12 protein-coding genes are annotated in these 20,390 nt (G+C 70.2%); 4 read left to right on the top strand and 8 right to left on the bottom strand.

Annotation, left to right across the window (positions count from 1 at the left end; translation table 11 throughout):
• Positions 1-96 precede the first annotated feature (96 nt).
• Entirely contained in the window at positions 97-4,365 is a 4,269-nt protein-coding gene (locus F9C41_RS05010; RefSeq protein ID WP_407924667.1) for a discoidin domain-containing protein, read from the bottom strand.
• A gap of 659 nt (positions 4,366-5,024) precedes the next feature.
• Between F9C41_RS05010 and F9C41_RS41085 the strand changes: the two genes are divergently transcribed.
• Positions 5,025-7,505 (top strand): discoidin domain-containing protein, encoded by a 2,481-nt coding sequence (locus F9C41_RS41085; RefSeq protein WP_230689327.1) that lies wholly within the window; start codon positions 5,025-5,027, stop codon positions 7,503-7,505.
• 180 nt (positions 7,506-7,685) lie between these two features.
• On the opposite strand, the gene F9C41_RS04995 is transcribed toward F9C41_RS41085, so the two are convergent.
• A complete protein-coding gene (locus F9C41_RS04995) occupies positions 7,686-7,895 on the bottom strand; it encodes a hypothetical protein (RefSeq protein WP_155385484.1) in 210 nt (69 codons plus the stop codon).
• A gap of 145 nt (positions 7,896-8,040) precedes the next feature.
• On the opposite strand from F9C41_RS04995, the gene F9C41_RS04990 reads away from it, so the two are divergent.
• Both F9C41_RS04990 and F9C41_RS04985 read left to right on the top strand, forming a co-directional pair.
• On the top strand, positions 8,041-8,997 hold the full coding sequence (locus F9C41_RS04990; protein ID WP_155385483.1) for an ATP-binding cassette domain-containing protein: 957 nt from the start codon (positions 8,041-8,043) through the stop codon (positions 8,995-8,997).
• A complete protein-coding gene (locus F9C41_RS04985; RefSeq protein ID WP_155385482.1) occupies positions 8,994-9,812 on the top strand; it encodes an ABC transporter permease in 819 nt (272 codons plus the stop codon). The genes F9C41_RS04990 and F9C41_RS04985 overlap by 4 nt, the downstream gene beginning before the upstream one ends.
• A gap of 134 nt (positions 9,813-9,946) precedes the next feature.
• Here F9C41_RS04985 and F9C41_RS04980 read toward each other — a convergent pair whose 3' ends face one another.
• The 3 genes from F9C41_RS04980 to F9C41_RS04970 all read right to left on the bottom strand — a co-directional run bounded on the left by F9C41_RS04980 (position 9,947) and on the right by F9C41_RS04970 (position 16,062).
• Positions 9,947-13,258, bottom strand: a complete 3,312-nt coding sequence (locus F9C41_RS04980; RefSeq protein ID WP_155385481.1) for an AfsR/SARP family transcriptional regulator — start codon at positions 13,256-13,258, stop codon at positions 9,947-9,949.
• 235 nt (positions 13,259-13,493) lie between these two features.
• Complete coding sequence (locus F9C41_RS04975) at positions 13,494-14,879, bottom strand: DUF1996 domain-containing protein (RefSeq protein ID WP_155385480.1); 1,386 nt, start codon at positions 14,877-14,879, stop codon at positions 13,494-13,496.
• Between the two features lie 754 nt (positions 14,880-15,633).
• On the bottom strand, positions 15,634-16,062 hold the full coding sequence (locus F9C41_RS04970; protein WP_230689326.1) for a potassium channel family protein: 429 nt from the start codon (positions 16,060-16,062) through the stop codon (positions 15,634-15,636).
• Positions 16,063-16,217: 155 nt separating this feature from the next.
• Here F9C41_RS04970 and F9C41_RS04965 point away from each other — a divergent pair, with 155 nt between their 5' ends.
• A complete protein-coding gene (locus F9C41_RS04965) occupies positions 16,218-16,880 on the top strand; it encodes a hypothetical protein (RefSeq protein ID WP_155385478.1) in 663 nt (220 codons plus the stop codon).
• Between the two features lie 118 nt (positions 16,881-16,998).
• Here the strand turns inward: F9C41_RS04965 and F9C41_RS04960 are convergent, their stop codons facing one another.
• The 3 genes from F9C41_RS04960 to F9C41_RS04950 are packed head-to-tail and all read right to left on the bottom strand — an operon-like array spanning position 16,999 to position 20,179.
• Positions 16,999-18,390, bottom strand: coding sequence for a GH1 family beta-glucosidase (locus tag F9C41_RS04960; protein WP_155385477.1), 1,392 nt, complete (start codon positions 18,388-18,390; stop codon positions 16,999-17,001).
• Positions 18,387-19,283 (bottom strand): carbohydrate ABC transporter permease, encoded by an 897-nt coding sequence (locus F9C41_RS04955; RefSeq protein ID WP_155385476.1) that lies wholly within the window; start codon positions 19,281-19,283, stop codon positions 18,387-18,389. The genes F9C41_RS04960 and F9C41_RS04955 overlap by 4 nt, the downstream gene beginning before the upstream one ends.
• Positions 19,283-20,179, bottom strand: a complete 897-nt coding sequence (locus tag F9C41_RS04950; protein WP_155385475.1) for a carbohydrate ABC transporter permease — start codon at positions 20,177-20,179, stop codon at positions 19,283-19,285. Before F9C41_RS04950 ends, F9C41_RS04955 begins: the two co-directional genes overlap by 1 nt.
• Positions 20,180-20,390: the final 211 nt, after the last annotated feature.

Here is a 20,390-nt window from a genome sequence, read left to right as displayed (position 1 = left end):
GTCGAGAAGGGCACCTTCTACATCGTATTGCGACAAGAAGGTGCCCTTCCTTCATCCCAGGCGCCGAGCGGGGAGGCCGCTCGGCGCCTGTCAGCGTCAGCTGATGTTGAGGGTGAAGGTGGTGGTCGTGTTGCGGATGTTCTGGAAGTTGTTGCTGAAGGTCAGGTTGTTGAAGGTGGCCGAACCCCTCGCCGGACCCTGACCCGTTTCGGGCAGCTCGTTGACCCAGATGCCGATGCCGGACTTGGCATCGAACGCGTCACCGCTCTTCTGCGCGCCGCTGATGGTGACGTTGGTGAAGATGGTGTCGGTGACCAGCTGCTGCTCCGGGTACTTCGACTGGAACATGATGCCGGAGTACGTCGGGTCGACGATGTCCACATCGGTGACCCGGATCCCGCGGAACTCCTTCGAGGCCGCGAAGACCCAGATGGCGCCGAAGGTCTGCTGGCCCCAGAAGTGGCCGCCGGCCCGCACGAGCGAGATGTTCTCGAACCGCGTGGGTGTCGTGCCGAACCCGACGAACGGGTATCCGAAGTCCAGCGAGCTGATCGTGATGCCGGAGTACGTCAGCATGTCCGCGATGTACATGTTGCGGAACACGTTGTCGTAGCCGCCGTACACGGCCAGACCCGCGGCACGCCAGGTCAGCGTCGCCGAGATGTTCTCGAAGATGTTGCCGTGGTTGCCGACCGAGCCACCGGAGTCGATCGCGGAGAACAGCGCGAACGCGTCGTCGCCGTTACCGCGTCCTTCGACGTTGCTGACGGTGTTGTTGGTGGAGTCGTTGGTCAGGTTGATGCCGTCGGCGAAGGTGTCGCGGACCCGGCTGTTCTTGACGTTCCAGCCGCTGACCTTGACGCCCCACCAGCCGCAGACCGTGTGCTCGACCCAGACGTTGTCGAACGTCAGGTTGTTCACCTGGCTCAGCTCGCCCCAGACCTTGCCGGGGCCGTCGATACGGGTGACGTAGTTGCCGAAGAACGCCAGGTGTTCGAAGGAGGAGCCACTGGCGGTGTTCTCCACCCGGAAGCCGGCGTCGGTGTTCTCCTGGCCGGCAGGGGTGGCGAAGCGGGTGTACCACATGCCCGCGCCGACGACCTTGATCGGCTTGCCGTAGATCTGGAACTTCTGCGCCGTCTCGTAGTTGCCGGCGGGCAGGTAGACGCCGATGAAGGCGCCGGTGGTGTCCATCCGGACCGCGTCGAGCGCGTTCTGGACCTCCTGGTGCGAGGTGCCGGTCGGGACCTTGTACTTGGTCACGTCCGGGTTCGCCCGGGGGCTGACCAGCTCCAGGTTGATGAAGTCGATCGCGAAGGTGCCGCTGTTGGCGGAGTCCTTCTGCAACTTGATCGTGGCGCCCGCCGGGATGGTGGAGTCCAGCAGGATGTTGGCCTCGTCGTACAGGTGACGCGGCGCGCCGGCGCCGGGCGAGTTGCTCGGCCCCGCCTCCGCGCCGTAGAGCCACGAGTACTTCGAGGTCAGCGTGATCGCCTTGTGGAACACGTTGTTGACGTAGATGTTCAGCGTCGACGTCGTGCCCGTGCCGCCCGCGTTGTCCGGGATGGAGAACCGGGTGACCAGCGCGTTGGACGCGGACTTGGTGGTCCACTGCACGTACTGGCCGTTGCTGTTCAGCGTCACGGCCTTGCGGCCGCTGGCCTCACCGGCGAGGTCGCCGATGATGCGGTTCGGGCCGACGACGGACGCGCCGCCACCGGTCGAGCCGTCCTCGGCCTCGTACATGTCGTAGTTCATGTTCGCGCCACGCCCGACGAACAGCGGCGTGTTGCTGGTGTTGTTGGCCTGCTTGACCGCCAGTTCGTTGGCGTCGTTGGCCAGCACCACGCGGACGGTGTACTTGCCGTTGGCCGCGGTCCAGGTGCCCAGGTTCTGCGCCGCCGACGTGGCACCGGCGTTGATCACGCCGGAGACCGAGCCGGTCAGCGTCCGGATCACGGTGCCGGCCTCGTTGAGGACGGTCAGCGTGATGCCGTGCGCGCCGCTCGCCGAGGCGATGGTGCCCTGGTTCTTGATGGCCACCGAGAAGGTGACGTTGTTGCCGGCCGACGGGTTGCTCGGCGTCCAGCTCAGATTCGCCACCAGGTCGGAGCTCTGCACCGGGCTGACCGTGAGGCTGCTCGCTGCGGTGAAGCTGTTGTTGGTCTCGCTCTGCTCGACGACGGTGTTGGCCTCGTCGACCTTCGCGGTGACCGCGTAGGTGCCGGCGTTGCGGGTGCCGATGTTGGCGTTGACCGTCGTCTGCGCGCCGGCGGCCAGCGAGCCGACCGAGCCGGTGCCCACCAGGGTGGTGCCCAGGTAGAAGTTGACGTTGGTCGCGCCCGAGGTGTTGGTGCCCGCGTTGCGCACGACCGCGCTCACCGTGATCGCGTCGGTCTCCACCGGGGAGGCCGGGGACCAGGTGACCGAGGTGACCGTGAGGTCCGGGTTCGGCGCCGGGGTGCCGATGACCTGGAGCTCGGCGACCTGGCCGCCGGGGGCGCCGGAGTTGCCGGTGAACTGGAGCCGGATGTCGGCGTAGTTGCCGGAGGCGTTGATGGTCACCGTGTTGCCGGTGGCCGGGTTGAAGCTGTACGCCTGCGCGGAGACCACGTTGACGAACGACGACGAGCCCTGGTCGCGGCCCAGCACCTGGATGGTCTGGGTACGCGCGCCCCACGCGCCGTCCGGGTTCAGCTTGACGACGACCGAGGACACGCCGACGTTGGAGCCCATCGCCACGGTGAGCTGGTTGGGCGACGTGCTGCCCTCCCAGTACGTGGTGAGGTCGCCGTCGTTGGCGTTCTCCGGCGCGAAGATGTGCGTGTGGCCGTTGTCGGTGATCGGCTTGTTCAGCGCCTGGTTGGTGCCGCCGCCGCCGGAGCCGTTGCGGGTGACGATGTTGCTCATCGGCGAGGTGTTGCCCGCCGCGTCCTTGGCCCGGACGAAGTAGCTGACCGTCGCCGTGTCCGGCTGGTTGTCGGTGTAGACCAGGGTGGAGCCGTTGACGCTGCCGCGCAGCGCGCTGTTGGCGTAGATGTCGTAGCCGGTCACGCCGACGTTGTCGGTCGACGCGGTCCAGGTCAGACGGATCTGGCCGGACGCGGGCAGGGTGTAGGCGAGGCTGCCGGGCGCGGTGGGCGCCTGGGTGTCGCCGGTCTGCCCGGTGCGGGTGACGGTGTTGCTGTTGCCCGACTGGTTGCCGGCCGCGTCGCGGGCCCGCACGTAGTAGCTGACCGTCTGGCTGTCCGGCCGGCTGTCGGTGTAGGTCAGCGTCGAGCCGTTCACGCTGGTCAGCAGGTCGCCGTTGGCGTAGATGTCGTACGCGGTGACGCCGACGTTGTCGGTGGACGCGTTCCAGGTCAGGCGGATCTGGCCGGACGCGGGCTGCGTGTAGGCCAGGCTGCCCGGCGTGGTCGGCGCCTGGGTGTCACCGGTGGTCGGGCCGTAGATCTCGAACTCGGAGATCTGCCCCGCCGGCCACGCGGTGTTGGCGGTGATGTTGATCCGCACGTACCGGGTGGACGCGGTGGCGAAGTTGATCGTCACCGTGTTCGAGCCGGTGAAGTTGTACCCGGTCGAGGCCACGATGTCGGCGAACGTGGTGCCGTTGGTGCTGCCCTGCACGGCGAGGGTCTGCGTACGCGCGCCCCAGCCGGTCGGGATCTTCAGCACGACCCGGTTCACGCTGACCGTGGAGCCGAGGTCGACGCGCAGCCACTGCGGCCACGCGTTGTTCACGCTCTCCCAGTAGGTGCCCTGGTTGCCGTCGTTGGCGTTGCCCGCCCCGTAGACGTCGGCGTGGCCGCTCTCGGTGATCGACCTGCCGATGGCGAGGTTGCCGGACGAGCCGCCGCCCGCGCCGTACACCTCCAGCTCGGACAGCTGCGCGGCCGCCCAGCCGGTGTTGGCGGTGATGTTGATCCGCACGTACCGGGTGCTGGCGGCGGTGAAGTTGATGGTCACCACGTTGCCGGAGCCGGGCTGGAAGTTGTACCCGGCCGAGGCCACGATCGTGCTGAACGAGGTGCCGTTGGTGCTGCCCTGCACGGACAGCGTCTGGGTGCGCTCGCCCCAGCCCGCGGGCAGCTTCAGCACGACCTGGTCGATGCTGACGGTGCTGCCGAGGTCGACCTGCGCCCACTGGGCGAAGGCACCGGAGCTCTCCCAGTACGACCCCGCGTTGGAGTCGACGAGGTTGCCGGTCACGTAGGGTCCGTTGACGCTGCTCGCCGCGGTCGCCTTGCCGGCGGCCAGGTTGGGCCCTCCGGCGGCCGAGGCCGGTGACGTCGGCCCCGCCACGACGGCCAGGCTGGCGGCGACTACCGCCGCGAGCAGTCTGATCCGGACGTTTCTGATTTTCACTGCACTCCTCCCTGCATTACCTCTCCTGCGTTTCATCCCGCCGCGAATCCGCGGTCGCCGTCGCGAACGACGGCCACCCCGTGGTGCGGAAGGCGACCCGGCCGGAGCGGATTGCGGCGACGTGCCAGCTCGCGCGCACACGCCGCCACGGCCGAGGAGCCACCTGCCACCTGAAGCACTGTTTCGAGCTCAAGTCATCGGTGTTTCTGACTGTGGTAGCAAAACGTTAGAGCCTTGGTAGTTAGAAGTCCACAGTGCAATGCAAAAAACGTAGCAACCGTCGGGTGAGGACGGACAGTGATCATTTCCTGTGCGTACGGCCACGACCCGTCCGCGACCAGGGCCGGTCACCGCCGGTGACGTCCACTCATGACCACTGATCTCGGCAGTCTCCGTTTTGGACGGCGGGGCGCATCGTCACGCGCGGATGAGCAGGGGCGGCCCGCAGACCCGGCGAGCCCGTCCCACACGCCAGTTGCGACAGCAACCGTTGCGCCGTCACCGTCCGCAACGTTTCGATTGGCATTGCAAACTTGCACGCAACTCTAGAGTTTTTGCGAACACGTATCTAAGGTTTTGCCTACACCGCTCCCTCGGCCGCGCCGCAGGCGCTCCGGGGCAACAGCACCGTCCCGACCTCGTTACGGAGAGGAACCGTCATGTCCGTCTGGGCACGACCACTACGCGTGGTGCTCGCCGCGCTGGTGGTGGCCGCCGGGCTCACGGCAGCGCCGCAGGGCGCGTCGGCCGCCGACCCGCCACCGTCGCCGAACGTGCACGTCTTCTACTACTCCTGGTACGGCAACCCGGCGGTGTACGGCCAGTACCGCCACTGGCAGCAGGGCGGCCACACCCCGCCTGCCGACGTCGGCGCGAACCTGTACCCGAAGCTCGGCGCGTACGACTCCGGCGACTACGCGGGCGCGGTCGCGCAGCACATGCAGTGGATCCGTCAGTCCGGCGCGGGCGTGCTCGTCTACAGCTGGTGGGGGCAGAACTCCTACGAGGACAACCTGGCCACCGGCGTGCTGGCCGCCGCCGCCGCGCAGGGTCTCAAGGTCGCCTGGCACCTGGAGCCCTACGCCGGGCGCACCGCCGCCTCTACGGTCGCCGACGTCAACTACCTCAACACACGGTATGGCGCCAGCCCCGCCTACTACCGCGACGCCGCGCACGGCAACCGCCCCGCGTTCTACGTCTTCGAGAGCCTGCTGATCAGCGACTGGTCGGCGATCGCGCCGCTCAAGGGCAGCAACATCATCCTGGCGCAGACCACGGACACCTCGAAGGTCGCCCACTTCGGCGGCATGTACACCTACGACGGCATCGCCGGCTCCACCGCACCGGGCTGGGCCAACGCGAGCGCCTTCTGCGAGGCCAACGGCCTGATCTGGGCGCCGTCGGTCGCACCCGGCTACCTCGACGACCGCGCCGTGCCCGGCAACACCACGCCGACCGTGGGCCGTGCCAACGGGGCGACCTACGACCTGCAGTGGAACAACGCGCTCAACCCCGCCACCGGCGGCCTGCCCGACTGGGTGTCGATCACCTCGTTCAACGAGTGGCACGAGGGCTCGTCCATCGAACCCGCGCACGCCACCCCACCGGGGGGCTTCGGCTACCAGACCTACGACGGGGCGTACGGCCTGACCGGCGCCGCCGCCGAGACCGCCTATCTGACCCGGACCCGCTACTGGGCCACCGAGTTCGCCAACCGGTCCGGCCCCGGCGACATCGTGCCGCCGACCGTGCCCGGCAACCTGACCGTCACCGGCAAGACCGCGACCAGCGTCTCGCTGTCCTGGACCGCGTCGACCGACAACGTCGGCGTCGTCGGCTACACCGTCTATCAGGAGCTCGGCGCGGTCGACAACGTCGTGGCGTCCCCCACCGGCACCTCGGTCACCCTCAACGGCCTCACCCCGGCCACGACCTACTCCTACTACGTACGCGCCCGCGACGCCGCCGGGGCGATCTCCGGCCCGAGCAACACGGTCACCGTCACCACCGACCCGGCGTCGCCGACCGTCAACCTGGCCCTGAACCGCCCCGTCGTCGCGTCGAGCGCCAACGGCGGCTTCCCGCCCGGCAACGCCGTCGACGGCAACGCGGGCAGCTACTGGGAGAGCGTCAACAACGCGTTCCCGCAGACGCTGACCGTCGACCTGGGCAGCGCGCTGCCGGTCACCCGGGTCGCGCTGAAGCTCCCGCCGAGCTGGGGTGCACGCACCCAGCAGATCGCCGTGCACGGCTCCACCGACGGCGTGACCTGGCAGCCCCTGTCGGCCGCCGCCGGTCGCCTGTTCGACCCGGCCACGGCCAACACCGTAACCATCGCGGCCTCGGCCACGGTGCGCTACGTGCGCCTGACCATCACGTCCAACACCGGCTGGCCCGCGGGCCAGGTCTCCGAATTCGAGGTGTACGGGGGCGGCATCGTCGACACCCAGCCGCCTAGCGTGCCCGGCAACCTGACCGTCACCGGCAAGACCCAGACCTCGGTGTCGCTGGCCTGGACCGCGTCCACCGACAACGTCGGTGTCACCGGCTACCGGGTGCTGCGCAACGGCACCCAGGTCGGCACCGCGAGCGGCACGTCGTTCACCGTGTCGGGGCTGGCCGCGGGCTCGACGCACACGTTCACCGTCACGGCGCAGGACGCCGCCGGCCTGGTCTCCGGGCCGTCGAACGCGGTCACCGTCACCACCGACCCGGCGGGCAACGTGAACCTGGCCGCCGGGCGGCCGACCGCCGAAAGCGGCCACGTCCAGTCGTACGGCTCGGGCAACATCACCGACGGCAACCGCGACACCTACTGGGAGAGCCCGAACAACGCCTGGCCGCAGTGGGCACAGGTCGACCTCGGGTCGAGCACCGCGGTGTCCCGGCTGGTGCTGAAACTGCCCGCCCCGGCCTCCTGGGCCACCCGCAGCCAGACCCTGTCCGTGCTGGGCAGCGACGACGGCACCACCTGGCGCACCCTGGTCCCCTCGGCGACCTACACCTTCAACCCGAGCATGGGCAACACGGTCACGATCACCTTCACGGTGACCCCCACCCGGTACGTCCGCGTGGTCTTTACCGGCAACACCGGCTGGCCCGCCGGCCAGCTCTCCGAGCTGGAGGCCTACGCCTCCTGACCGAACCACCCGTCCCCGGCGCCGCCCCCCACGTGAGCGCCGGGGACGGGTCTTCCCCGACCCGCGCTGCGGTTTCGGGGAAATTGGCTGCAGTTTCGGGGAAAGTGCACGAATCAGCGCCGCCGAAGCCGCACTTTCCCCGAAACTGCAGCGCGCAGCGCGTGGAGCGGTGCAGGGAGATCAGGCGGCGTGGGGGTCGTCGAGCATGGCGTGGTGGATGATCCAGCCGAAGGCGAGGACCTCTTCGCCGTGGAATTCGAGGCCGACGATGCGGCCGAACATGTGGTCGAGCTGGGTGTCGCCCATCCGGTGGACCGCGCAGGCCACCCAGCCGGAGCGCGGGGAGGCGGGGGCGGACAGGAGGACGTGCTTGCCGCAACGGTGAGACATGGGCTGACCTCGGGGTTCAGGGGTTGTCGACGGTAGCACCGCGGCCGCCGTGTGCCCAAGGTGTGCGCGCGTGCCAGCGAGCTGTGCGCGCCCTGCCAGCGGCTCCGCGCACCCTGGTCCCGTCAGACCAGGGAAGGAAACGATCATGACCTACGCTTTCCAGGCCGAGGGCCTGGTCAAGCGGTACGGCAAGACCATCGCGCTGGACGGCGTGGATCTTGCCGCCCGACCGGGCACCGTGCTCGGCGTGCTCGGCCCCAACGGCGCGGGCAAGACCACCGCGGTACGCGTGCTCGCCACGCTGCTGCGCCCCGACGCCGGCCGCGCCGTGGTCGGCGGCTACGACGTGGTCCGCGACGCCGACCAGGTGCGCCGCCGCATCGGGCTGACCGGCCAGTACGCCTCCGTCGACGACGACCTCACCGGCACCGAGAATCTGCTGCTCATCGGCCGCCTGATGGACCTGCGCACCGCCGACGCCCGGGTCCGCGCCGCGGAACTGCTGGCCCGCTTCGACCTCACCGAGGCCGCCGGCCGGCCCGCCCGCACCTACTCCGGCGGTATGCGCCGCCGCCTCGACCTCGCCGCGAGCCTGGTCGGCCGCCCCGACGTGATCTACCTCGACGAGCCGACGACCGGCCTCGACCCGGCCAAGCGCGACGACGTCTGGAACATGGTCCGCGCGCTGGTCGCCGACGGCACCACGGTCCTGCTGACCACGCAGTACCTGGAGGAGGCCGACGCGCTCGCCGACGAGATCACGGTGATGGACCACGGCCGGGTGATCGCCCACGACACCCCCGCCGACCTCAAGCGCATCGTCGGCGGCCAGACCATCGCCGCGCGCCCCGCCGACCCGGCCCGCCTCGGCGACACCGGGCAGATCCTCGCCGCGGTCTCCGGCCACCAGCCCGAGTCGCCCAGCCGCGGCGTGCTCACCGTGCCGGTGCCGGACGACACCGCGTTCACCGAGGCCGTACGCCGACTGGCCGCCGCGGGGATCACCATGACCGAGCTGTCGCTGCGCCTGCCCAGTCTCGACGAGGTCTTCCTCACCCTCACCGGCCACGGAGCCGACGACCGCCAGGAGGCCGGCGTATGACCGCCACCCTCACCCCGCCCGCCCCGGCCGTGGCCGCCACGGCCCCGGCCCGGCGTCCGTTCCGCCTGATCCGGCACAGCCTCGCGCTGGCCGCGCGCAGCCTGACCAAGACCCGCCGCACCCCCGAGCAGCTGCTCGACGTCACCCTGCAGCCGGTCATCTTCGTGGTCATCTTCGTGTACCTGCTGGGTGGCGCGGTCGCCGGCTCGCAGCACGCGTACCTGCAGTTCCTGCTTCCGGCGATCATGGTGCAGACGGCGATGTTCGCCTCGACCGCGATCGGCGTCAACCTCAACAGCGACATCAAGAAGGGCGTCTTCGACCGCTTCCGCAGCCTGCCCATCGCCCGCTCCGCCCCGCTGATCGGCGCGGTGCTCGGCGACGTGATCCGGTTCGTGGTCGCGATGGTGGTGCTGATCGGCTTCGGCACCGCGCTCGGCTTCCGCTTCGGCAACGGCCCGCTGCTGGGCCTGGCCGCCTGCCTGCTAGTACTGGTCTTCTCGTTCTGCCTGAGCTGGACCTCGGTGCTGATCGGCATGCTGGTCCGCGAGCCCGGCGCGGTGCAGGGCATCTCGTTCCTGATCATGTTCCCGCTGACCTTCGGCACCAACATGATGGTCCCCACCGACACCCTGCCCGGCTGGCTGCAGGCCTGGGTCAAACTCAACCCGGTCACCGACGTCATGGAAGCGGCCCGCGGCCTCATGCTCGGCGGCCCCATCGCGGGCCCGATCACGTCCACACTGCTGTGGTCGCTGGGCCTGCTCGCCGTCTTCGCCCCCCTCGCCGTCCGCGCCTACCGCCGCCGCACCTAGGCGTGGGAAGGGCACCTTCACCACGCTCCGCGTCGTAGAAGGTGCCCTTCCCATCCCTTCACAGAAGGAAGACCAGGTCTCCACGGTGGATGGTGGAGGATCGGCGCATGCCCCCGACCAGCGAGAACCGGGGATCAGTTGAGGTGGTGGGGGTCGACGGCGTCGAGGCATCCGGCGTGGTCCAGCAGGCGGCCCTCGGCGAAGGGCGCAGCGAGAGCGGGGTCCGCGGTCAGCCAGGCCGTCAGGCGGACCACGTCAGGGCTGGCCAGATCGGGGCTGCCGCGCAGCGCCTCGACCGCGCCGAGCACCAGCGCCGCCCGCGTCCGGTCGCCGCGCGCCCGCCACACGTCCGCCACGCCGACCCCGACCCGGGCCACCACCGGCATGTCCTTCACGGTGAGCGCACCCGCGTATGCCTCGACCAGGCAGGCCGTCGCCTCCTGAAGATCGCCGGTCGCCACGGCCAAGTGCGCCTTGGCGGTCATGATCAGCGCGCGGAACTGCGGTGACGCCATCACAGCATCACTGAGCTGGGCCAGCGCGTACCCGTACTGCCGGGTCGCCTCGGCCAGGTCGCCGCGGTGCCGAGCCAGTTCGCCCAGACCCAGGCGGGCGCCGCACACGTGCCGGGTCGAGCCGTGCTCGGCGATCTCGGCCAGCATCGACTCGGCCACGGCGACCTCGCCCCGGTTCCCGTGCACCACGGCCAGCCGCACCCGCTGGTACTCGGTGTCGTCCGTGCCCGACAGCTCCCGGGTCAGCTCGATCGACTCGGTGATCGCGGCCACCGCGCCGTCGAAGTCGCCGCGGTTCGACCTGGCCTCGCCGAGCGCGGTCAGCGCCATGGACAGCCCACCGCGCTCGCCCACCTCGCGGAAGCCGTCGACGGCGGCGAGCAGGTCGGCGTACATGGCCTGCCCGTCACCGTCGTTGTCCGCGATGAACGCCCGCGACATGCGCAGCATCGACCGCACCCACGGGTCGGCGTGGGACAGCCTGCGCTCGATCGCGGCGAGCCCGGCGGCGGTGTCGTCGGTCAGCATCGCCGCGACCGGCTCCAGCAGGGCCAGCAGTGGATGGTCCCAGGCCGGGTCGAGGCTGCCGGCCAGCCGGCCTATCTCCTTGATCAGTTCGGTGCCGTCGCCGGGCTGGTCCGTGTTCGCGGTGTTGATCAGGTAGAACGCGGTGGCGACGGCCCGCTGCGGGCCGGGCGCCTCGCCGGGCACCGCGAGGGCCTGCCCGAGCCAGCTCGCGGCCTCGGCGTTCGCGCCGAGCACGGTCCAGTAGAGGCCCAGCGCGGCGACCAGGCGCACCGCGGTGTCGGCGTCGCCCGCGTCGACGGCGGCGTTCAGCGCGGCCAGCATGTTGTCGCGTTCGGTGGACACCAGCCGGATCCAGTGCAGCTGTTCGGCCCCGCGCAGGTGCGGCTCGGCCTGCTCGGCGAGCTCCAGGAAGTACGCCGTGTGCGCGGCCCGCACCCGGGGCAGGTCGGTGTCGGCCAGCCGTTCCAGTCCGTACTCACGGATGGTGTCGAGCAACCGGTAGCGGAGCTCGCCGTCACCGGTGACCTGCAGCAGCGACTTGTCGACCAGCGCGTCGAGCAGGTCCGCGACGTCGGCGGCCGGGACGAGGGCGTCGGCGCACACGCCGACCGCACTGTCGACGGTCGCCCCGGCCGGGAACACGGCGAGCCGTTCGATGAGCAGGCGTTCCGGTTCCTGCAGCAGGTCCCAGCTCCACGCGACGACGGCGCGCAGGGTGCGGTGGCGGGCCATCGCGGTGCGGCTGCCGCCGGTCAGCAGCCGGAACCGGTCGCCGAGCCGGTCGGCCAGGTGCGCCGGGGACATGAACCGCAGCCGGGCGGCGGCCAGCTCGACGGCCAGCGGCAGCCCGTCGAGGCGGCGGCAGATCTCGACCACGTCGGCGACGTTGTCGTCGGTGACCGCGAAGTCCGGCCGCACCGCGGCGGCGCGGTCGCGCAGCAACTGCACCACCGGGTACGCCAGCGCGTCCGCCACGCCCGCCGACGGCTCGGGCAGGGCGAGCGTCGGCACCGGGCACAAAGCCTCACCGAGGATGTTCAACGGCTCGCGGGTGGTGGCCAGCACGCGCAGCCGCGGGCAGCGGGTGAGCAGCTCCTCGGCCAGCGTCGCGACCGGCTCGACCAGGTGCTCGCAGTTGTCGAGCAGCAGCAGCACGTCCTCGGCGGACAGCGCATCGACCAGCCGCGACATCGCGTCGCGGGGCAGCACCGGCTGGCCGTTGTCGCCGAATCCCGACTCGCGCAGGTCGAGCGCGCCGAGCAGTGCCTGCACCAGGGTCAGCGGGTCGATGACGGGCGCGAGCTCGACCAGGCACACCCGCAGCGCGGGGTCGTCGTTGCGCTGCCGCGCGGCGGCGGTGACCGCGAGGCGTGTCTTGCCCGCGCCGCCCGGCCCGACCAGCGTCACCAGCCGGCTGCCGGCCAGCAGGCGCGCGATGCGGTCCAGTTCCTCAGCCCGCCCGACGAAGCTGGTCAGCGCGGTGCGCAGGTTGTCCCGACGAGCCGGAGCGCCGGTCGCGAACGCGCTGCGCTGCTCGGACGACGTTCCCACCATTCCGGGCGGCTCGGACGAGGGCCACCCCATGCCAGGCGACCCGGAGGAGGTCAGCGCGGTGCCGGGCGACCCGGACGAGGTCTGGGCCGTGCCGGGCGGCGTGAAGGAGGTCCGGGCCGCGGGCTCGTCGCGGAGCACGGCGAGATGCAGCTGCCGCAGCTCGGCGGACGGGTCGACGCCCAGCTCCCCGGCGAGCCGCCCCCGGAAGCCCTCGTAGGCGGCCAGCGCGTCGGCGGTGCGCCCGGCGGCGTGCAGTGCCCGGATCAGCAGCGCTCGCGGGCGCTCCCGTAGCGGCTGGTCGGCGACCAGGCGCTCCAGTTCCGGCACCATCCGGTCGGGCGCGGCCACCGCCAGCTCCGCCTCGATCCGGTCCTCGATCGCGAGCAGCCGCAGCTCCCCCCACCGCGCGGCCGCCGCGCCGGCATACGCCACCTCGGCGACCTCGGCGAGCGCGTCGCCGCGCCACAGTGCCAGGGCCCGCCCGAGCAGCTCGGCCGCCTCCGCGGGGTGCCCGGCCGCCAGTGCCGCACGGCCGCGCCGGGCCAAGTCCTCGAAGTGCAGTGCGTCGACGGACTCGGGCACGATCTCCAGCCGGTAGCCGCCGGGGCCGAAGCTGACCGCGCCGTCGGGCAGCGCCCGGCGCAGCCGCGAGACCAGGGTCTGCACCGCGTTGGCCGGATCGGCGGGCAGCGTCTCGCCCCACAGCGCGTCGGCGAGCCCGCTGACCGGCACGGTGCGCCCCGCGTCCACGGCCAGCCGGATCAGCAACGCGCGCAGCCGGGCCCCGGCCACCTCGACCGGCTCCCCAGCAAGGTGCACCTCCAGCGGACCCAGGATCCCCACGCGCATGTCGCCCAGTGTTCCAGGCGTGCGCCCGCCCGCCGATCCCGCCGATCGCCGACGTGGACCGGGCCACCCCGACCCGACCCGACCCGAGCCCGCGCCCGCGCCCGCGCCCGCGCAAGATCGTCGGACTTGCCTGGCAGGTGGGCGTATCTTGACCCGCGATACGACCGGTTGCCAGGCAAGTCGGATGATCTTGGGGGCGGCCGGCCCCGCCATGTCGGGGCCGGCCATGGTGCGGTTACGGGAGTTGGTAGTTGGCGTTGAGGGCAGCGCCGCGACCGGGCTGGGTCTCGTCGTAGCCGCGGGCGTTGCACTGCAGGCCACCGCGTACGCAGTGGTTGACCAGGGCGGCCTGGGTGGCCGGGTCCCAGGCGTTGAAGAAGTCGTAGTGGAACGAGTAGCCCCGCCCGCTCGACAGCCGCACCTGGGACATGTCCCCGCTGGCCGGGAACGCCATCTTGAACTCGATCATCGGCAGCGCCACCGGGTGGCTGGTCGGGCAGACCAGGTTCACCGGGTACGCCATGTGGCTCTTGTGGTCGGGGGTGTCCAGGTAGAGGCCGTTCCAGCAGCTCGGGGCCTGGTAGCGGACGTTGACCTGGGTGCCCACCGGGCAGTACGCCGGGAAGTCGGCGTTGTGGTAGCTCTCGCCGCACTCCCAGCCCTCGACCGAACCGAACATGAACTGGTCGGCCGTGGCGTTCGGGCTGCCGACGACGAAACGCAGGCCCGGCGGGAACGGCCGGACGCTGGTGTAGTCGTTGACACCGGTCTTGTAGTAGATGACCTGCGGCCCGACCGGATTGACGACCTGGGTGCCGTTGTACATGGTCGGCATCCAGTACCCGGACTTGTCGCCGGGCGCCAGGCAGGTCGTGCCGCCCGCGTTCAGCGACGTGAGCGTGCTGGCCGCGTTGGTGGTGCGGTTGCCCATGAACGTGTGCATGTGCGACGCGCCCGGCAGGCCCGGGTAGACGATCGGGTCGTCGGGCCGGTCGTGACTGGTCGCGCAGTTGGCCTGGAACTCGTGGAAGTATGCGTGCGGCGGGTTGTAGGTCGACGGCGTCACGCCGGTGACCTGCGGGTTCGCGAGCACGTATCCGGTGGCGGGCGGCGTGGTGCCGTTGTCGCCGTACACCTTGAACTCCCACAGCGAGTAGCCGTAGCCGCCGTTGCGGGCCGTGCCGTACATGCGCACGTAGCGGCCGTTGCCCGTGACGTTGAGCGTCTGGGTGCCGCCGGTGCTCGTGGTGGTGCTGTAGATCGAGGTCCAGTTGTTGCCGTCGGTGGAGACCTGGATCTGGTACGCGGTCGCGTAAGCGCCCTCCCACTGCAGCACGACCTGGGTGATCGCGGCAGTGGAACCGAGGTCGACGCGCAGCCACTGCGGGTCGCTGAACTGGCTGGACCAGCGGGTGGCGGGGTTGCCGTCGACCGCCGCGGTGGCGGGGGTGCCGCCGTTCTCGGTGGACGACGCGGTGGCCGGCCTGCCTTGCGAGAGCAGGGTGACGGCCGCCTGGGCGGACTGCATGGGCACGACGGTGACCAGTGACGCCAGCAGGGTCGCGGCAGCGAGTCCCGCGAGCCTGGAGCGCCTCGGCCGGCTCTGGCCGATGGATGTCATCGAATCTCCCGGAGGATGGGGGCCCGGCGCACCGGGAACGGTGCGGCGAGCCGGGACGGACGGGTCCGTACCGCGGGGCCGATGACGGGCATGGCGTCTCCACACCGCAGTACGATGGAGAGCGCTCTCCAACAGTGTTACGCCGCGGTTGCGCTTCCGTCAATGTCCCGTCCATTTTGACCGTTCTGTCGTTTCCCTCATGCCGCCTGGAGCGGATCGGCGGGCCCGCCGGATCGCGCTGTGCACCAACGACGTTGGCCCGAAAGTGGGCGCTAACCCTTTAATTCGGACTCATTCCACGCAGGTATTGACGAGCGGCAACATCCGCGTAACATCTCCGCTGTGGAGAGCGCTCTCCATCGCCGGTGTCGCCCCTGGATCCGAGGCGGCGGCACCGGCGTCAAGCACGGCAAAGGCTCTCGCAGGCCGAACCGGTGCCCGGAGAGCGCACGCCATGCGACGCGGACCCGTCCCGTCGCGGAGATCGCTGCTTCCGGTCAGGACCTGTCGGGCGCCCGCTGGTCCTGACCGGGCAGGTCGAACGCCGTCCGGCGCCACGGGCCCGCGCCCAGCGCCTCGACGGTGATCTCCAGCGCGCCGAGGCTGTTCGCGAACCGGTTCAGGCGGGCAGCCCGCGAGCCCCCACACCGGCGCGATGCTACCGGCGGCCACCAGGCCGCCCCTCCGGCATCGTCAGCATCGCCGCATGCGACTGCCGGCGCTCGCCGTCGCCCCGGCGTGCGGCCGACGGCGGTCAGCGGCGGTCTTCGCGTGCTTCGACCGCGTCCAGCGCGGCACTCGCCCGCTCGGCGTCGGCCGGGGCCAGCCGTTCCACGATCGCGCGGATCTGCCGGAGCTGGTTCTTGATCTCTTCCTGCTCCTCGTGCTGGAAGGCGTCGTTGTCGACGATGAGCTTGCTCGCGAAGTGCGCCGTGATCAGCGGGATCACGAACAGCACCATGACCGAGATCAGGAAGCCGGCCAGGATCCGGCCCTGCCAGGTGAGCGGATAGCTGTCGCCGTAGCCGACGGTCGAGGCGGTGACCACCGCCCACCAGACCGCGTCACCCGGCGACTTGCCCTCCTCGAACAGCCAGTAGAGGATGCCGGACACCAAGATCAGCAGCAGGTAGGTGAAGACCAGCGCCTTGGGCGAGTTGGTAAAGCGCTTGAGCAGGTTCACCGCCACATTGTGCAGCCGCGCGCAAAGTCCCGTCAGTGGCCGACCGGACGGCTCGCAAGGCGTCCGATCAGACAGGAGTGAGGGGCGGAAATGTCGGTGCCGTCGATTAGAATGTGTGTACGAAAAATAATCGCTGAGCTGCGAACGGAGCCGACATGCCTACCCCTCAAGCGACCGTCGCCGACACCCCCGCCAAGCCCCTGCTGCCCTACGCCACACTGCTGGCGTTCACCCGCTACGTGGACCGGTCCGGGCCCGCCAAGGCCGCCTTCGTCGGCAAGCTGCGCAAGCAGCGCGAGACCGGAGGCGGGTTCAACCCGCACAGCCGGCTCATCAAGGCCCTCAAGACCGACATCGACCAGCACACGCCCGGCACCCACCTGGTCGAGGTCAACGACGTCGTCGACCCCCGCTGGCAGCGGCTCTACGCATCGCTGACGGCGGGCGCGGCCAGCTACCTGACGTCCATCGAGGGGCAGGGCTGCCGGGTGACGCGAACCAACGACGCGCTCGCGATGATCGGCTCCCTGCCCGTGCGCATCAGCGCCCACTTCGGGCTGCGCTACGACGACGGCCGCAACGAGGCGGTCCGGCTGCACTTCGACGAGGACCCGCCGACCGCCGACCTGATCATGGCGACGCTGCACCTGCTGCGCGCGAACATGGACCAGATCCTGCCGCACGCCGAGCCGGTGCTGGTCGACGTGCGGCGCGGCATCGCCTACCAGAGCGAGGCCACCAAGGGCGCGGACGTGGACCGCTGGCTGACCGGCGAGGCGGCCGGCTTCGCCGCGATGTGGAACGCCCCGCAGCACTGACCCGCACGCACGCCGCCCCGGCCCGCGAGTTCGCGGGCCGGGGCGTTCATGTGTGACGGTCGCCCCCAACCGACACACTGCCTGAGCGCGACGGACGGCAGCGCTCAGACCGGGCTGCTCACAGGCCGTTGTCCCGGATGACCTGCGTGTACCAGCGGGCGCTGTCCTTGGGCACCCGGCGCTGGGTGTCGTAGTCGACGTAGACCAGGCCGAAGCGCTTGTCGTAGCCGTACGCCCACTCGAAGTTGTCCATCAGCGACCAGGCCAGGTAGCCGCGCACGTCGGCGCCGCGCTCGATGGCCTTGTGCACGGCCCGCAGGTGGCCGTCGAAGTAGGCGATCCGGTCCGGGTCGGCGACCCGGTCGCCCTCCAGGATGTCGTGGTACGCCGAGCCGTTCTCCGTGATCATCAGCGGGGCGCCCGGGTAGTCCCGAGACAGCCGGACCAGCGTGTCCGACAGGCCGGTGGCGTCGATCGGCCAGTCCATACCGGTGACCGGCAGGCCCTGCGCCGGGAAGTCGACACCCTCGCTGCCCGGATACGACGCCTGGCCGACCGCGCCGACCTTGGCCCGCACCAGCGCCGGCTGGTAGTAGTTCACGCCCAGCAGGTCGATCGGCGTCGAGATGATGTCCAGGTCGCCGTCGCGGATCGCGTCCGCGGCCCCGAACCGCTCGAACAGCGGCAGGATGTCGGCCGGGTAGTGCCCGCGCAGCACCGGGTCCAGCCAGATCCGGTTCTGCAGGCCGTCGACGAGCCGGGCCGCGTCGCGGTCGTGCGCGTCGTGCGGGTTCTGCGGGTTGACCCGGGTGAGCACGTGCGTGATGGACAGCTCGCGCGCGCCGCCCGCCCGCAGCGCCTGCGCGGCCAGGCCGTGGCCCAGCAGCAGGTGATGCGCGGCCAGGTAGGCGGCCTGCGGCTCGCGCCGGCCCGGGGCGTGGTCGCCGCTGGCGTACCCGAGGAAGGCCGAGCACCACGGCTCGTTGAGCGTGGTCCAGGTCGCCACCCTGTCACCGAGCCGGGCGATCGTCGCCGAGGCCAGGTCGGCGAGGTAGTACGCGGTGTCGCGCTCGGTCCAGCCGCCCCGGTCTTCGAGGACCTGCGGCAGGTCCCAGTGGTAGAGGGTGACCATCGGCGCGATGCCGTTGGCCAGCAGCTCGTCCACGAGGCGGTCGTAGAAGTCGAGGCCGCGCGGGTTGACCGGGCCGGAGCCGTCGGGCTTGATGCGCGGCCAGGCCACCGAGAACCGGTAGGTGCCCAGGCCCAGCTCGGACATGAGGCGCACGTCGTCGCGGTAGCGGTGATAGTGGTCGCAGGCCACGTCACCGCTGTGGTTGCGGTACACCCGCCCCGGCTCGCGGGACATGGTGTCCCAGATCGACGGCGTGCGCCCGCCCTCGGTCGCCGCCCCCTCGATCTGGTACGACGCGGTCGCCGCGCCCCAGCGGAACCCCTGGGGGAACGACAGGCGCGCCGGTGCGGCGATCTCCTGTGGCAGAACGCTGGTCATCCCTTGATCGCCCCTTGCATGATGCCTCCGATGATGTGCTTGCCCAGCGCCACGAAGACGATGAGCAACGGGACCGTCGCGATGATCGTTCCGGTGAGCGACAGCGAGAAGTCCGTGATGTAACCGCTGGCCAGTGCGGACAGCGCGACCTGCACGGTCGGGTCCTCCGGGGTGAGCACGACCAGCGGCCAGAAGAAGTCGTTCCAGGCCGTCATGAAGGTCAGCATGCCCAGCACCGCCGCGGCGGGCTTCGACACCGGCAGCACCACATGCCAGAAGATGCGCAGCGTGGTGCAGCCGTCGGCACGGGCTGCCTCGATCAGCTCGGTCGGCACCGCCTCGCCCAGGTACTGCGTCATGAAGAACACGCCGAACGCGCTGACCAGGCCGGGCGCGATGACCGCGTACATGGTGCCGGTCCACTCGATCTTGGCCATGAGCATGTACAGCGGGATGATGCCCAGTTGCGTCGGCACCATCATGGTCGCGATGACCATGACCAGCAGCGCGTTGCGTCCCCGGAAGCGCAGCTTGGCGAACGCGAACCCGGCCAGCGTGGAGAAGAGCACCACGCTGATCGTGATCGCCCCCGACACCATGAACGAGTTGGCCAGCGCCTTGGCGAAGTCGATCGTGCCGAAGGCGCGCTCGATGTTCTCGAACAGGTTCGGGCCCAGGCCCAGCGGCGGCGGGACCTCGCCGAGGATGCCGTTGTCGTGCGAGCCGACGACGAACGACCAGTACAGCGGGAACGCCGAGAACAGCGCCAGACCGGTCAGGGCCAGGTAGGTGAGCTTGCCGGGACGGCGCTCCACGAACCCCTTGTAGCGTCGCGACGGCGCAGGCACAGGGGCCTCGGGGGCGCTCTTCGGACGGGTCAACGTGTCGGTCATCAGGACCTCCGCAGGCGGCTGGTCAGGAAGTAGTTGATCGCCGCGACGATCACGATGATGCCGAACATCGCCCACGCCGCAGTCGAGGCGTAACCGAAGTCGAACCTGCTGAACGCCACCTCGTACAGGTACAGCGACAGCGTCTGGAACTGCCGGTCACTGCCACCGGTCATCGAACCGCCGCCGAACAGCAGCGGCTCGGCCAGGACCTGCATGCCGCCGATCGTCGAGACGATGACCGTGAAGATGATCGTCGGGCGGATCGCGGGCACGGTGATCCGGGTCAGCTGCTGGAAGCTGGACGCGCCGTCCAGGGACGCGGCGTCGTACAGGTCCTTGTTAACGGCCTGCATCGCGGCGAGATAGATCAGGGCGTTGTAGCCCGTCCACCGCCACAGAATCATCACGGAGATGGCGATCTGCGACGACGCCGTGCCAGCCTGCCAGTCGATGCGCCCGAGGCCGAGGGTCTCCAGGATCCAGTTGACCAGGCCGTAGTCCTTGCCGAAGATCTGCCCGAAGATGATCGCCACCGCGGCCACCGACGTGATGTTGGGCAGCACCGCCGTCATCCGCCAGAACGTCGGCGCCCGCAACCGCTGATTCAACACGTGCGCCAACACCAGGGCCATCAACAGCTGCGGAACGGTCGACAGCACCCAGATCTGGGCGGTGTTACGCAACGCGTTCCAGAAATACTCGTCCGCGAACAACTCCTGGTAGTTCTGCAACCCCAGGAACGTGTGCGTCTCCGACAACAGGCTCCACTCGTGCAGGGAGACCCACGCGGTGTATGCCAGCGGGAAGATCCCGAACGCGGCGAAGAGGAGGAAGAACGGGACGATGTAAAGGTATGGGGAACCCTTCACGTCCAGGCGGTACATCAGGTTTCTCATCGGGGGTGTCCCTTCAGGCGGCGGTGCGGGCGGGCCCGGTCACGGCTGCTGCCATGACCGGGCCCGCCTCCGGCTCACAGGAGTGCGTTGACGTCCTTGACGGACTGCGTCCAGGCCTCGTCAGGCTTCTGCTTGCCCTGCTCCACACGGGTCAGACCATTCTGAATCGCCGTGTTGATGTCACCAGACTTCGGACCCATGTACTGCGGCA

Source organism: Catellatospora paridis (assembly GCF_009720365.1).
Taxonomy (GTDB): domain Bacteria; phylum Actinomycetota; class Actinomycetes; order Mycobacteriales; family Micromonosporaceae; genus Catellatospora; species Catellatospora paridis.
The sequence above is the reverse complement of the archived record's forward strand: the minus strand, read 5'-3'. Positions and strand labels throughout refer to the sequence as shown.